The sequence below is a fragment of the Variovorax paradoxus genome, assembly GCF_040544635.1.
Taxonomy (GTDB): Bacteria; Pseudomonadota; Gammaproteobacteria; order Burkholderiales; family Burkholderiaceae_C; genus Variovorax; species Variovorax paradoxus_R.
In genome coordinates this window covers 325494-339434 of the sequence record NZ_JBEPKJ010000004.1, presented here as the reverse complement: position 1 = coordinate 339434, position 13941 = coordinate 325494, and the positions used below count along the sequence as shown (strand labels likewise).

Sequence of the window (13941 nt, the reverse complement as noted above, 5' to 3'; positions counted from 1 at the left end):
GGGTCAAGCTCCGGGCACGTGATGACTGCCAAGCTTGCTGCTTCAAGGAACGCCCATGCCGCCACTCAACCATCTGCTGGCTCGCCGCGCTGGCATCGACACCTACCAGCAGCCTGTGGTCTACATGCGTAGCGACTGCGCTGTCTGCCGTGCCGAAGGTTTCCAGTCGCAAGCACAGGTCGAGGTGGTCGCCAATGGGCGCCATCTGTTTGCAATCTTGCACCAGGTGAGCGGCGACTGGCTGCGCGACGACGAGATCGCGCTGTCGGAGGCCGCCTGGACTATGCAGCGCTGCGTTCTCTGATGGACGACATCAGCCGCGGACGCCTTGCCGATATCCACATGGCGTCGTTCGTGACGGTCTGCGCCGGCCGCGGTCTCGACCTGGACGAGACCGTGGCCCTGACCCGCGCCATGGTCGATGTCGGAGAGCGCGTCGACTGGGGCACCTCGCCCGTGCTCGACAAGCATTGCATCGGCGGCTTGCCGGGCAACCGCACCACGCTGCTGGTGGTGCCCATCGTCGCTGCATGCGGTGTGGTGATGCCCAAGACGTCGTCGCGCGCCATTACCTCGGCGGCCGGTTCCGCAGATGTGATGGAGACGCTCGCGCCCGTCGACCTCGACCTGGCGGCGATGCGCCGGGTGGTCGAGCGAGAAGGCGGGTGTGTCGTATGGGGCAGCGCCATGCGCGTCAGTCCCGCCGACGACATGCTGATACGCGTAGAGCGGCCGCTTGGCATCGACAGCGAGGGCCTTATGGTGGCGTCCATCCTGTCCAAGAAAGCGGCCATGGGTTCCAGCGCGTGCTGATCGATATTCCCGTCGGCCCGCTCTCCAAAGTGCGCAGCGATACCGCTGCCAAACAGCTCTCGCGCAGCCTGACTTCCGTCGGCGCCGCTCTGGGGCTGCAAGTGCAGACTGTTCTCACCGATGGCGGCCAACCGGTCGGAAGAGGTGTTGGCCCCGCACTCGAGGCGGTGGATGTGATGGCCGTGCTCGAGCGTCGCGCTGATGCCCCGGAGGACCTTCGCGAACGTGCGCTCCTGCTGGCTGGCCTCGTTCTTGAAATGGCAGAAAAGGCGCCGCCGGGTGCCGGGAGAGCAATGGCACGCGAGGCGTTGGACGGAGGCCGCGCCCTGGCCAAGTTCATCGCCATCTGCGAAGCACAGGGTGGCCTGAGAGTACCGCCAAAAGCAGCCCACACACATTGCGTAACGGCGCCCGCGACTGGGGTGGTATCGGGGATCGACACCCGCTTGGTGGCGCGCATGGCCAAGCTGGCCGGCGCACCGCGAGACCCGGCTGCGGGCGCGTCGATGCACGTGCGCGTGCAGGACCGAGTCGAGCGTGGCCAGCCGCCCTTCACCTTGCACGCCGAAAGCCTCGGCGAACTTCAGTACGCATCAAGTTTCGTGCGCTCGCAACTGCCTGTGGTTCGCATTGAGGCTGCGCCCTGAAACAGGGTCGAGTAAGACTGCTCGGCAGTGTCGCATCACAGACAGCGGGGCGCGGTCGGCGGAGCAGGGCGTCGAGATCTACACGCCCGAAGCCACGCGCGAGACTTTCGACCGGCTGCGGCGCTGCGCGCGCTTGCCATCTAGGTGCTCACTGACAGTGCCGTAGACATTGCTTCGATTGACGCGCGCTGGCGCGACGCCGCAAGCGGCCCGGGTGGCGGCCTGCATTCAACGCGGGCCCCGTGAATACGCGCAGGTTCCGCGTCGGTTTGCGCATTCTCAAAGCCATATCGTCCACCACGTCGGACGATATGGAGATGAACGACCCGAAAGATGCCTCCGCCCTGGTCCGCGATGCACACCTGCATCCCGTCGACGCTCTTGCGACCCATCTGGAGGTAGACCCTCGAAAGGGCCTGAGCACCGAGCAGGCGACGCAACGGCAGGCGCTCCACGGCAGGAACAGCCTGCCGGAGTCGCCGCCTCGGAGCCTGGTTCAGCGCGTGCTCGACCAGTTCCGGGATTTCATGGTGCTGGTACTGATCGCGGCGGCGCTGCTGTCGGGATTCATCGGCGATGTGGCGGACACCGTGGCCATCACGGTCATCGTCGTGCTCAATGCCGTCATCGGTCTGGCGCAGGAGTGGCGGGCGGAGCGCGCGCTCGACGCACTCAAGCGCCTGGCCAGTCCGCACGCGACAGTACGGCGCGAAGGGCGTACCCAGGTCCTGGATACGAGCCAGCTTGTGCCGGGCGACGTGGTGCTGCTCGAGGCAGGCAACCTGGTGCCGGCTGATCTCCGCCTGCATGATGCGGCGCAATTGCGGGTAGATGAATCGACGCTGACCGGGGAATCGGTCACGGTGGAGAAACACACAGCGCATCTCTCGGGCAGTGCGCACGCGCTGGGCGACCGGCTCAACATGGCGTTCAAGGGAACGCTGGTCACGCACGGCCGGGCTGAAGGGTTGGTGACCGCCACCGGTTCCCAGACTGAACTCGGCCGCGTGGCCGGACTGTTGCGCGATGCGCAAGAGCGGAGCACGCCGCTGCAGTTGCGCCTGGCCTCGTTCGGCAAGCGGCTGTCGCTGGTGGTCCTGTGCATCTGCGCACTGATCTTCAGCATCGGCGTGATGCGGGGCGAGCCGGTGCTGCTCATGGCATTGACTGCCATCAGTCTCGCTGTGGCGGCGATTCCCGAGGCCCTGCCTGCCGTGGTGACCGTGCTGCTGGCGCTGGGCGCTCGCCGCATGGTGAGGGTGAATGCGCTCGTTCGCCGTCTGCCGTCCGTGGAAACGCTTGGCTCCGTCAGCGTGATCTGCTCCGACAAGACCGGCACCCTGACGCAGAACCGGATGCGGGTTCAGGTCGTGGATCTCCTTGCCGGCGGTTCCCGCGACGCCATCTGGCGTGCCGCGCTGCTGTGCACCGACGCCAGCGCGGGCGCCCACGGAGAGTGGGTGGGGGACCCGACCGAGACCGCACTGGTCGAAGCTGCGCAGGCCGATGGTTTCGATCCGGGGGCTGTCCGTGCGGCGAATGCCCGCTTGCACGAATGGCCTTTCGAATCGGAGCGCAAACGCATGAGCACGTTGCACCGTGAGCATGAAAGCTGGCTCGTGGTGACCAAGGGTGCCCCCGAAACCCTGCTGCCGCGCTGCACTCGCGTGGCATCGGCGCAGGGTGATCTTGCGCTGGACAGTGCCGAAGCCCTGTTCGCCGCGCAAGCGATGGCGGCACAAGGATTGCGCGTGCTCGCGGTGGCGCGCCGCTCCTTTGGGCAGGATCCTGCAGGCCTGCCTGCCGATGCCGTCGAGTCCGACATGGTCCTGCTCGGGCTCGTCGGGCTGGCCGATCCGCCGCGGCCGCAGGCCAAGGCTGCCGTGGCCGATTGCCGCAGCGCGGGTATCACGCCGGTGATGATCACCGGCGACCATCCTGCGACGGCATTGGCCATTGCGCGCGAACTCGGTATTGCCGAGGCTGGTGCATCGGCGCTCACCGGTGCGGAGCTGAGCGCAATGGACGACGTGGCGTTGCAGCGCGCGGCCCGCGATGTGCGCGTGTATGCGCGTGTCGATCCAGCGCAAAAGATCCGGATCGTCCGGGCACTTCAGGCCCAGGGGCAATTCGTGGCAATGACCGGTGACGGCGTCAATGACGCGCCCGCGCTCAAGCAGGCGGACATCGGCGTGGCAATGGGGAAGGGCGGCACCGATGTCGCGCGGGAGGCGGCGAGCCTCGTGCTGCTCGATGACAACTTCGCGAGCATCGTGGCGGCCGTGCGCGAGGGGCGGCGCATCTTCGACAACATCCGCAAGTTCATCCGCTACGCGATGACCGGGAACTCCGGCGAGATCTGGACCTTGTTTCTCGCACCGCTGATGGGCATGCCGATTCCGCTGCTGCCGTTGCACATTCTGTGGGTGAACCTGGTGACCGACGGGCTGCCCGGCCTCGCCCTTGCCGCGGAGCCTGCCGAACGAGGCGTCATGCGGCGGCCACCCCGCCCGCCGGGCGAAAGCGTGTTCGCCGGAGGGCTGTGGCAACACACGCTGTGGGTCGGCCTGCTGATCGCGGCGCTGTGCCTGGGCATCCAGGCTTGGGCCCTGAAGGCAGGCATGCACTGGCAGACCATGGTGTTCACGGTGCTCACGCTATCGCAGATGGGGCATGTGCTGGCCATTCGCTCGGAGACCGATTCGCTGTTTGCCCAGGGGCTGCGAAGTAATTTGCCGCTGGCGGGCGCTGTTCTTTCCACCTTTGCGCTCCAGCTTGCGGTGATCTACGTGCCGGCCTTGCAGGCGGTGTTTCGGACGGAAGCATTGACTGCCGGCGAACTGGCACTGTGCCTGGCCTGTGCGGTGGTGGTCTTTGCGGCGGTCGAAGTCGAAAAGTGGGTTCGCCGTCGGGCGGCTCGAACTTCGGTGCAGCTCGCCGTGGTCGCCTAACACCGATACATGGGACGCGAGGCCTGCATTGCAAATGGAGGAAGGGGAGCCTTGACCACCTGCACCAGGGCCTCCGCGGGCGCGTTGCCGGCATTCACCCATCGGTCCAGCGGATCGAGCAGGTCCACCATCGTCGGCACTGCCGGTTGTCTCCAGATACGTAGTTCCCCTCGCGGCTGCGTCAGATTGCGATCAGGCCGGCGCAAGAGCATCCGGTTGTCCGGCGCGCCGCCCGGACGGAGACAAGCCGGGCGGCATTCAGTTGCGCCCGTTGCGTTCGACAACCCACTACATCGGGCACGTATGAGAAACAGAAATCTTGCCAGGGGACTCTTCCTCATGGCGATCGCGCTGGCCTTCGGCCTCACGGCGCTTCGCTATCCCATCGGAGACCTGAGCCGCGCCGGGCCGGGTCTTTTTCCCGTGATGGTGAGCAGCTTGCTGCTGCTGATCGGCGCGTCGACGGTGGTCCGGTCGTTCTTCGTCGAGCCTGTGCGGCTGAACCTTCACTTCAAGAACATCGCACTCATCCTTGGAAGCCTCTGCGGCTTCGCGTTGATCTCGATGTACCTCGACATGGTCGCGGGCATCGTCTTCATGGTGTTCTGCTCGGCCTTTGCCGGCAGCTCGAACTCGTGGGTGCGCAACGTCAAGATTTCTGCCGGCCTGATCGCCATGGCGTTCGCGCTTCAGAAACTCCTCGGCCTGAACCTGCCACTCTTTTGAGGCCACCACCATGGAAGTCTTGAACAACCTGGCGTTCGGTTTCTCGCACGCCCTGACATGGCAGAACCTGCTGTTCTGCGCCATCGGCTGCACGGTGGGAACGCTGGTCGGCCTGCTGCCGGGCCTCGGCCCGCTGGCAACCATCAGCCTGCTGCTGCCGCTGACCTATTCCATTCCCACGACTGGCGCGCTCATCATGCTGGCGGGCATCTACTACGGTGCGCAATACGGCGACAGCGTGAGCGCCATCACCATGAAGATCCCGCATGCGAGCAGCATCGTGGCCTGCATCGACGGGTACGCGATGACGCTGAAAGGGCAGACCGGCCTGGCGCTGTTCACGGCCGGTTTCTCCAGCTTCATCGGCGGCACGGTGGCCATTCTGGTGCTGTCGTTCTTCGCGCCCATGCTGGGCGAGGTCGCCTTCCTGTTCGGCCCCGCGGACTATGTCGCGATGATGCTGGTGGGCTTTGTGTGCGTGAGCTTCGTCACCACCGGCAGCCTGTTGAACGGCCTGGCGATGTGCATGATCGGCGTGCTGCTGGGAACGATTGGCACCGACGTGAACAGCGGCATGGCGCGCTTCACGCTCGACATGCCGTTTTTGACCGACGGTGTCGGCATCGTGAGCATCGCGCTGGGCTGCTTCGGCATTGCCGAGATCACGAAGAACCTCGATTCCCGCGAGGAGCGCTCGCCCTTCAACGGCAAGATCAACCTCATTCCCACCTGGGCGGAGTTCAAGCGAATCATCCCCAGCGCGCTGCGCGGCAGCGTGGTCGGCTCGCTGCTGGGCATATTGCCCGGCGGTGGCCCCACCATCGCGCAGTTTGCGGCCTATGCGCTCGACAAGAAGGTGAGCAAGTACAAGCACGAGATCGGTTCCGGCTGCATCGAAGGCGTGGCCGGCCAGGCCGCGGCGGACGAAGCGGCCGCGCGCACCAGCTTCATTCCGCTGATGAGCATCGGCATTCCCGAGAACGCCGTGATGGCGCTGATGCTCGCGGCCTTCGTCATCAAGGGCATTCAGCCGGGGCCCAACATGATCGGCGCGCATCCCGAACTGTTCTGGGGCCTGGTGGCCAGCATGTGGATCGGCAACGTATTCTTGCTGGTGCTGAACGTGCCGTTGGTGCGTTACTGGCTCTCGGTGTTCAAGATTCCCTACAGCGTGCTGTTCCCGTCGATCCTGTTCTTCTGCTGCATCGGCACCTACAGCGTGAACAACAACCTCGAGGACGTCTTCATCACGTCCGCCTTCGGCTTCATGGGCTACATGTTCATGCGGCTCGAGCTGGACGCCGCGCCGCTCATGCTCGGATTCATCCTCGGCCCGATGCTGGAAGAGAACTTCCGCCGGGCGATGCTGCTGAGCCGCGGAAGCTTCAATGTGTTCGTCAACCGGCCTATCAGCGGCACGCTCATGACGCTGATTGCCGTCTTCGCTGTTTGGCAGGTTGTGGCGTTCTTCTTCAAGTCACAAAGGAAGAATGTCGGCACGGGCGTCGTGCCTGGCGCGTTGGCCGAAGAGTGATGATGCGGAGCAGAGCCATGTTGATGCTTGCGGTCGCCGCCGAGCCTCCGCATGCTCGGCGGCAACCGACACCGACGTGCGCAGTGCCCTGGCTGCATGCAACCGCGATCAATTGGTCAGCCCCCGGGCGGCGGCCATGTTCGAACAATTTCTGCGTGAGGTGCAGCGCCATTTCCCGCTGGCGGCCCGCGCCAACGGCGTGGACCAACCCCTGATCTGGACCGAAGGCCTGCCGCTAGGGCCTGTGGACAGCTCTCCGCTCAATCTGGGCGTGGAGGTAGATGCGTTGGACGACGCGGTGCTCTCCACCCTGGGCCATGTGGCGGCCGATGCCGGGCTGCAGATGCTGGAGCCGCAGGGCGGAGCACTGTACCGGCTGGACCGACAGGTGATCTTCGACGATGGCAGCGCCGAGCCCTTTGCCGAACGGACGCCCCGGGGCCGAGCCGCGCGCGGTGGCTGCAGCGGGCTTCGATACGACGAAAACGCCTTATTCGCTGGAGGTGCTGTGCAGCGCGCTGATGGAAAAGCTGGGGCCTTTGGGCTTCGAAACCCAGCCCCATCCCCATTGGGAGCACATGCGGCTGGTGCAACGCACCTACGGCCCCACGGTGCAGGCGTTCTGCATCCAGGTTCAGCCCGAGCATGACCGCCAGTACGTGCATTTCATGGTGCGCTGGTGGTTGCCCGCCGTGCGCGAAGCCTGGCTGGGGCGGCTCGACGAGATCGGCGGTCCGGAGCTGCGCGGCCGCATCCGGCCCCTGTTCATGCCGGAGCATGAGCGCATGCTCGGCAACTTCCATGGAAGGCGCGATCCGCGGCTGGCCGATAACGTGCTGCGCAGCGAGAGCGACTTGCAGGCGTATGCCCAGGCCCTGGCCACCTGGTGCGCCGAGCAGGGCATGTACTTTCAGAACGCACCCAGGAACATGGCGGAGTTGGGAAAGGTCATGCTGTCGGTCGACCAGTTGAGCAACGTGCTCAGGGATGGTGAGAGCGGAGTGCATGGCTCGTTCTACTTGCCCCAGCAGATGGGCCTGCTGGTGCTGGCATTGACCTGCAAGACGCCGCTGCGCGAAGTGTGGCTGGAGACCCTGCGCCACCGCCAGCGGGTGACCCAGCATGTGCAGTGGAAGCACGTCACGGGCGACGATGGCAACTCGCTGTTCGAGGGCATCCTGGCCAGCCTGATCGAACGACCGCCAGCCCTTCAAGCCTGACGTGCCGCTGTCGCGGAGACAAGGGCTGGCAAATACCCGATCTGACGACGGGTTTTGGCGGCAGACCAGGGGAGGGGCGTCGTCCATCGGTGCTGGCTCAGTAGCTGACCGTGACAATCAAGGTGTCCGTGTAGCTGCCCACGCCCACATTTTGTCGCGCCGGAATGCGACCGAAGAGCGGGATCGTTGCCGCAGTTCCTGAACCGGTGACACTTGAACTTCCCCCAGTGCCATCTCCCCACACGATGGTGCGAGAGGGCTCGGTGAAGACGTTGTATTTCAGCCGGTACGTTCCTGACGCCATCGCACGATCGAAGCTGCCGCTGCCACCCGTGGCCAGGGCGATGCTGTAGCTTGCCACTGCATCGCAAGTGATCTGAACGCTGCCGTTGCTGTTGTTGGGCGCGGTGGAAAACGGTGCGTATGCACCAAACGCGAGCCCTGTGGTCGACACCGTGCACTGGGCGGCGTTGCTTGGTCCCGCGCCAACGTACAGGCCCAGACAAACCCCGAGGGTGCACAGCCGACGTGCCGCGCGTTTCATCGCCGGACTCCGTGGCAAACGAATGTGCCCAAGTGTGGAAGCGGATCGGTCGTTTCCTGGAAGGCCGCCTCGATCGTGCAGCGCTGCCGTCGCCAGCTCAATTCCATCGTGTTTTCCTTCAGAAGGTTCGTCAAGAAGATCTCGCCGTGCTGACCCGCCGGGAACTCCTCCTCATTGCCTGCCAACCGGGCTGTCGCGCCCGCAGGCAGCGGCCCACCATCGTCGAGCAATACCGTCACGAGCCCTCCGCGGGAGCGGCGCACTGGGAATTGCGTCAGGACACCGCTCCGGTACGCTGGCACCACGTCGAGCGCCAGGCTGTCGACCGTGGCGTCGAGCGGGAGGTCCGCCTGCTCGATACCGATTGTGTTGGTCTGATATGGAAGCAATCTCGGCACCATCGCTGCACCGTTCGAATTGGTGCGCCCTACCAGTTGATTGGCTGCATAGACGCGCACGTCGGCAAAGCCGGGAACCTTGACCACCGAGAAGCTTTCGTTGATGGTGCGGCTCGCAAACGCATCGGTGCCGATCATGGCAAAACCGCCGGCCATGCCGGCGCGGTAGGCTGTACTGCCCCCGTGGGCTGAGGCGCCAACCTCGTAGGTCCCGAAGTCACTTTGCATCAGGACACTTCCCTCGGTGCGTGCGCCGTCGCCGCTGCCTGTCGTGATCAGGCGGTAGCCGACGCCGGAGCCCACCGGAAGGTTGCGTTGCACCTGGGCGTACGCGTTCCAGTTATCGCTTCGGGTGTTCGTACTCGCGCCGGCGCTCATGCTGGTAGTGGCGCCCAGCGCCCGGGTGAATGTCAGCCCCACACGGGTTTGGCGCGCCCGCAGATCGCGTTGCAACGCGAGCGCAAGGTGGCCGACGCGCCCAATGGCAAAGCTCCAACTGGCGCTGACGAGCTGCACCCCGGACCGCTCGCGAAAATCCTGCTGGATGTAGTTCAATGCGGCCGCACCATAGTTTGGCGTCGCATAGCTGATGTAGGTTTGTGCGAGCTTCTTCGGAGCCCTCGGGTCCGTCGGCAGGCCAAGTGCCGAGTAGTTGTCGCTGGTCCCCGTGACGCTGGCACCGAAACTTAGCCGTTGAGCCTGGCGCTGAAACCCTACAGAAGCCAAGCCGCCTACACCCTCGCTGCTTCGGCTTGTTGCGACGGAGGCGGTGAATACGCCTGCCACTGGCCACAGCCATGCGGCGCCGATGCCGGCCGCCTGCCGATCCCGGGTCACCTCGCCATGCAACTCCCCAGTCAGGCTGTCGCTCAGGCCCCTGCGTTCGGTGCCGACCGCCACAAGGCGGCCGTAATCGGCGCTCGCGCTACCGTAGTTCGAGCGAATCGCGCCGACCTCGTAGGAAAAGTCGCGAAGTCCCGGCCGAAGCAGTTGCGCGCTGGCGTAGAAGGGCGTCACCAAGGTTTGCTGGCGACCCAGCAGGTCACGCACCACCACGCGGGCCTCGCCCATGCCTGTCAAGGCCGGCAGCTGTGGAACGCTGAAGGGACCGGCCAAGACGTCGCGCCGCATGCGAAGTGAATCATTGACATAGATGTCCACCGTCGAGGGCAGTGCCGCCTCGCCGGCAAGGCCCGGCATCGGAAAGGTGACGAAACCCGGCTGCGTGGAGAAGTTGGTGGCGTATTGAAGGCCGCCAATGCGAACAGGCCGGCTCCAGCTGCCTGCGCTGCTGATCGTATCGCCTACGCGCCAGGTGGCTGCATCGCCAGGGCGATCGAGCGTCCAGGTCGTGCTCAGACGCGTGAAGTCGGCCCGCGTCGTTTTGCTGATCTCGCTGCCCACGCCACTGCGCGCGACGGCGCTTGCCGCCAACGAACCCCAAGGACTAAAGGCGACTGCTTCGAAAAGGCCTCCGGAGCTCGTTTGATGGTTGGTCGACTGGACCGACAGGTCGTAGTTGAAGAACCCGCCGATCGGCGGCGGCGGCGGCTTTGCGGGCCGCCTGTCCTCCAGCAACATCATGGTAGGAAGGAAGTTGCCTGCCACCGTGTCAATGGCGAGTGTCTGCGTGGCAGGGTCGATGCTCCAGCGCACACCGGAGATCACGTCGAGAGACAGGAAGCTCTCGCCGTCGTGGATGACAGGGGGGCCCTGGGGCAGCACAAAGCGCCAGCGCACCAAGTCGGCTGTCCGTGCCATGATGCGACCGTCCGGATCCTGCAACAACAGGGTGACCGGCTTCATCTCGCCGTTGACGCGTACGGCGAGAAAGGTCTCTGCAGGGGTCCGAGTTTCAGGCGGAGGCGCGCCAGAGAGGGCGGGTTGCGCCAGCAAGGCTGCAATCAGCCCGAAAGAGTGCGAAAACCGCCGCTGGCTGCGGATGCTACGGCACGACGACATCAGCGCTGACTTCTCCGCGCTCAGTGCTTGCAGAGAGGCGCAGCGTGCTACCGGGCGCCAGCATCGCATTTCCTTGGACCGGCCACTGACGCTCTTGGCCAGCGTGCACATCGTCTGCGATGGTCTGTGCTGAAACTGCAGTGCCATCCTTCTTCGACAGTGAAATGGACGTGATGCGTGCGTGCAGCTCGCCGTAGTTACGGGCAGCGATGCCCAGCTTGTTGTCAGCTCTCTTCACAAGCTGCCACTGCAGAGCTTGCGCACTGTGAGTCGTTGGCGTCACGAACACCGGTATGCCGAGCCGCAGGGCAACACGGGTACCGGCGAAGTCCGGCTTCACCGGCGGCGGAACTTCGACGAGATAAAGGCGGTAGGTCAGCTCGGTGCGCGGGTCGGGTGCGCGGCGAAGGCCCAGCCGCACGATCTGTGTGCCGTGCGGCGGCAGCGTGAAGATGGGAGGGGTGGCGATCAGATCGCGTGTCGGCACGTAGTGGTCGACACCATCCTGCTGCGCCCAGTTGGTGGGCTCCAGTTGGATCACCGCGGGCTCATCGCTGCTGTTGCGGATGACCAGCGCGACGATTGGCGCGCTGGCCGTCAACGACAAGCGGACCGGATCCACCGTGAAGGATCCGGCCCCAGCCGTGCCAATCGCGAAGCACAGGGCCGCGAGTGAAGCGCCGCAGCGTAGGGCGCGCAAACACATCAGAAGGTCACCGTCGCAACCACTGTGTCGGCATAGGTGCCCGCAGGAACATTCACCCCAGCCGCGATCCGTCCATAGACCGTCAACATGGTGGCCGTGCCGGTTCCGGTATGTGCAACCCCGGTCGTATTTTCCCAGACCGTTGCCATGGTCGCCTCGGTCGACAAAGAGTAGGGCAGCAAGTTTGCGCCACTGTTCATTCGCCGCACGGGTACTGCGTCGGTAGAGGGGCCCGTCGGGTTAACGCCTTGGTTGAGTTTCACCACTGTCGCGGCGCCCAGAGTGCAGGTCACCGTGACGCTGCCCGTCGCGTTGATCTCAGCCTTGGTCACAGCGTCATAGGTGCCGAAGGCTATAGGGGCAGTCGAAATCGCGCAGGTGCTGCCAACTGTTGCCCCCACTGCCATGCTGCTGGTGGCATCGGCAGCATAGGCATTCACGCCCAGCATGGCGCCCCCCATGACGAATGCCGTTTGCATTGCGAGCTTGAGGGCATTACGTTTGATATCGTTTTTCATGGGATTTTTCGTGATGTTGAGCTGGTTGGCCCAGAGAATTAGAAGCAATATGCCGCTGCAAGACTTTTTATAGCCAAGTGCAAAAAGCAAGGTTTGCAAGGGTGATTTGCTTTAGCTTGCCAATGTCGTTGGATACGCATGGCCGAAATAGGTTTGGCTTCTATTCACATCATTAATCCTAGGTGGAGAAGATTTCTGCCCCTATCATGTTCTCGTTTGCTGGTTCCGGCGAAAACATTTATTACAAGGTGGCCAAACGTGAACAATGTCACCGATGTAGCCGGTTTTCGCGATCGGCTCCGAAATAAACGCCAATATTGAGAACTTAAGAACTCACAATTGACCGTGGAAGAATTGAGGTGATCTTGCTTCGCCGCGGTGAAAGCATGGGTATTGCCGAAACGATGAAAGACACGTTTGTTGATTGCCGCCGAAAATTGACCCGGCTAACCCACTAGTTCCATCTAAGACGGATCCACGTAAAACCCGACCCTGCTCATTTTTTAAGGCAGGGGATCCTAGGAGTGATAGACGTGGCGACATTGAGTGTCATCAGACGCTGGGCCCTGCGCGAGCAGATGGAAATCTAGGGTCAGAGATCGACGGAATCCAACAACCTGCACAAGGCGGGCTTTGAGATTTGGTCGTGAACTCTCACGCGGTCCATGGTTACGGCAAATTTTCACTTGCGGAAGTGTGTCGCGGCTTCTCATGACGAGGGACCTGTGCCGCACGTCGCGCGTTCCGCAGGGCCGGACTTGAGGTTGGCTCTACGGGTCCAAAGGGACACCACTCTGGCTCGAGTGGCCTCCGCGAAGGCCCCGCAAGCGAGACGACCGCCGCATGGAGCAAGTCCGCGCGGTCGCCTGCCTATCGCGCACCTGCACCACAGGTACTGGGGTCAGGCGCGCGTCGCGCGCGCCTCGTTGCGCAGGTCACGGATCTGATCGTGGTTGCGCTGCGCGGCATACGCCTGCGATTGCACCACCTCGCGCACATCCTGAGGCAGTGGCTGTCGCAAGGCCTTGCGATAGCGCGCGACCGCCGCATCCTCGCCGCGCTCGCATTCCTCAAGGATGGACAGCTCGCTGTTCGCGCCCACCGCGCCCTTGAGGTGCACCCAGCCGCGGTGCAGTGCGCCCGAGGCGGTGCCGCCGTTCGCCGGCTCTCCGCCATAGGAGACCACCAGTTGCGAGAGTTGCGCCGCGGCTTCGCGACACTGCGCGGCGCGCGTGGCGAACAGCTGCTTCAGCTGGGGCGATTCCACCTCTTCGGCACAGGTGCGAAAGCCGGCCTCGCCGTCGCGCGTGTTCTCGAGCACATCGTTCAACACATCCACCACGTCGTCGTTCGAGAGCGGATCGCCCTCGGGGAACGACGAGTCTTCTTCACGCATGTAGAGCCGGTCGGCGCGCTCCCACGCCGCATGCGATGCAGGCCGCGCCTGCTCCCAGGCGAGCGACGAAGTGCCACGGCGTATTTCCCATTCTTGCGCCAGCGACGGCTCGACGGCCGCGAAGTCGTCGTCCATCGTTGCGCGGCGGCTCCAGCCGAGTTCATAGGCGGGCGCGTAGTGCTCGTAGCTCAGGCCCGGTTCGTAATAAGGCTCGCGCGTGTAGGCGTTTTTCCAGTGGCTGTGTTCCGCGGTGGGGTTGATGCGCTCTGCCACGGCCTTGCCGCCCATGCCGCCGGCCACGGCGCCCACGAGCATGCCGGCCACTGCGCCTGCCGGTCCGCCGATGGCGCCGACAGCAGCGCCGGCGAGGGCACCGCCGGTGGCACCCGCGCCCGTGCCGACAGGATGCGACCCGGGTTCACCGGTGATGGGGTCGAGATTCATGTCGCTGCGCTCGGAAGGGGTCTTGGCTTGGGTCATGGGCATTCCTTGAATGGTGGTTGAGCTCGGGCGAGTGTTGGCCCCG

9 protein-coding genes and 1 pseudogene are annotated in these 13941 nt (G+C 64.4%); 5 read left to right on the top strand and 5 right to left on the bottom strand.

What is annotated here, in order from left to right:
• Window positions 1–55 precede the first annotated feature (55 nt).
• From ABIC94_RS09175 to ABIC94_RS09155, 5 genes and pseudogenes are all read left to right on the top strand, one after another.
• Window positions 56–1460, top strand: a pseudogene (locus ABIC94_RS09175) (thymidine phosphorylase family protein).
• Window positions 1461–1777: 317 nt separating this feature from the next.
• The gene (locus ABIC94_RS09170) at window positions 1778–4411 is read left to right on the top strand and encodes a cation-translocating P-type ATPase (protein ID WP_354372704.1); all 2634 of its coding nucleotides are present in this window, start codon (window positions 1778–1780) and stop codon (window positions 4409–4411) included.
• Window positions 4412–4750: 339 nt separating this feature from the next.
• Window positions 4751–5137, top strand: a complete 387-nt coding sequence (locus ABIC94_RS09165; RefSeq protein WP_354372703.1) for a tripartite tricarboxylate transporter TctB family protein — start codon at window positions 4751–4753, stop codon at window positions 5135–5137.
• Between the two features lie 10 nt (window positions 5138–5147).
• Window positions 5148–6671, top strand: a complete 1524-nt coding sequence (locus ABIC94_RS09160) for a tripartite tricarboxylate transporter permease (RefSeq protein ID WP_354372702.1) — start codon at window positions 5148–5150, stop codon at window positions 6669–6671.
• A gap of 419 nt (window positions 6672–7090) precedes the next feature.
• Entirely contained in the window at window positions 7091–7891 is an 801-nt protein-coding gene (locus ABIC94_RS09155) for a hypothetical protein (protein ID WP_354372701.1), read from the top strand.
• A 97-nt stretch (window positions 7892–7988) separates the two neighbouring features.
• Here the strand turns inward: ABIC94_RS09155 and ABIC94_RS09150 are convergent, their stop codons facing one another.
• From ABIC94_RS09150 to ABIC94_RS09130, 5 genes are all read right to left on the bottom strand, one after another.
• Window positions 7989–8435 carry a Csu type fimbrial protein gene (locus ABIC94_RS09150; protein WP_354372700.1) on the bottom strand — a complete coding sequence of 149 codons (447 nt, stop codon included), beginning with the start codon at window positions 8433–8435 and terminating at the stop codon, window positions 7989–7991.
• Window positions 8432–10639 (bottom strand): fimbria/pilus outer membrane usher protein, encoded by a 2208-nt coding sequence (locus ABIC94_RS09145; RefSeq protein WP_354372699.1) that lies wholly within the window; start codon window positions 10637–10639, stop codon window positions 8432–8434. The genes ABIC94_RS09150 and ABIC94_RS09145 overlap by 4 nt, the downstream gene beginning before the upstream one ends.
• 139 nt (window positions 10640–10778) lie before the next feature.
• Window positions 10779–11417 (bottom strand): fimbrial biogenesis chaperone, encoded by a 639-nt coding sequence (locus ABIC94_RS09140; protein ID WP_354372698.1) that lies wholly within the window; start codon window positions 11415–11417, stop codon window positions 10779–10781.
• A gap of 83 nt (window positions 11418–11500) precedes the next feature.
• Window positions 11501–12118 carry a Csu type fimbrial protein gene (locus tag ABIC94_RS09135; RefSeq protein WP_354372697.1) on the bottom strand — a complete coding sequence of 206 codons (618 nt, stop codon included), beginning with the start codon at window positions 12116–12118 and terminating at the stop codon, window positions 11501–11503.
• 802 nt (window positions 12119–12920) lie between these two features.
• Window positions 12921–13895, bottom strand: a complete 975-nt coding sequence (locus tag ABIC94_RS09130; RefSeq protein ID WP_354372696.1) for a ferritin-like domain-containing protein — start codon at window positions 13893–13895, stop codon at window positions 12921–12923.
• Between the last annotated feature and the right edge of the window lie 46 nt (window positions 13896–13941).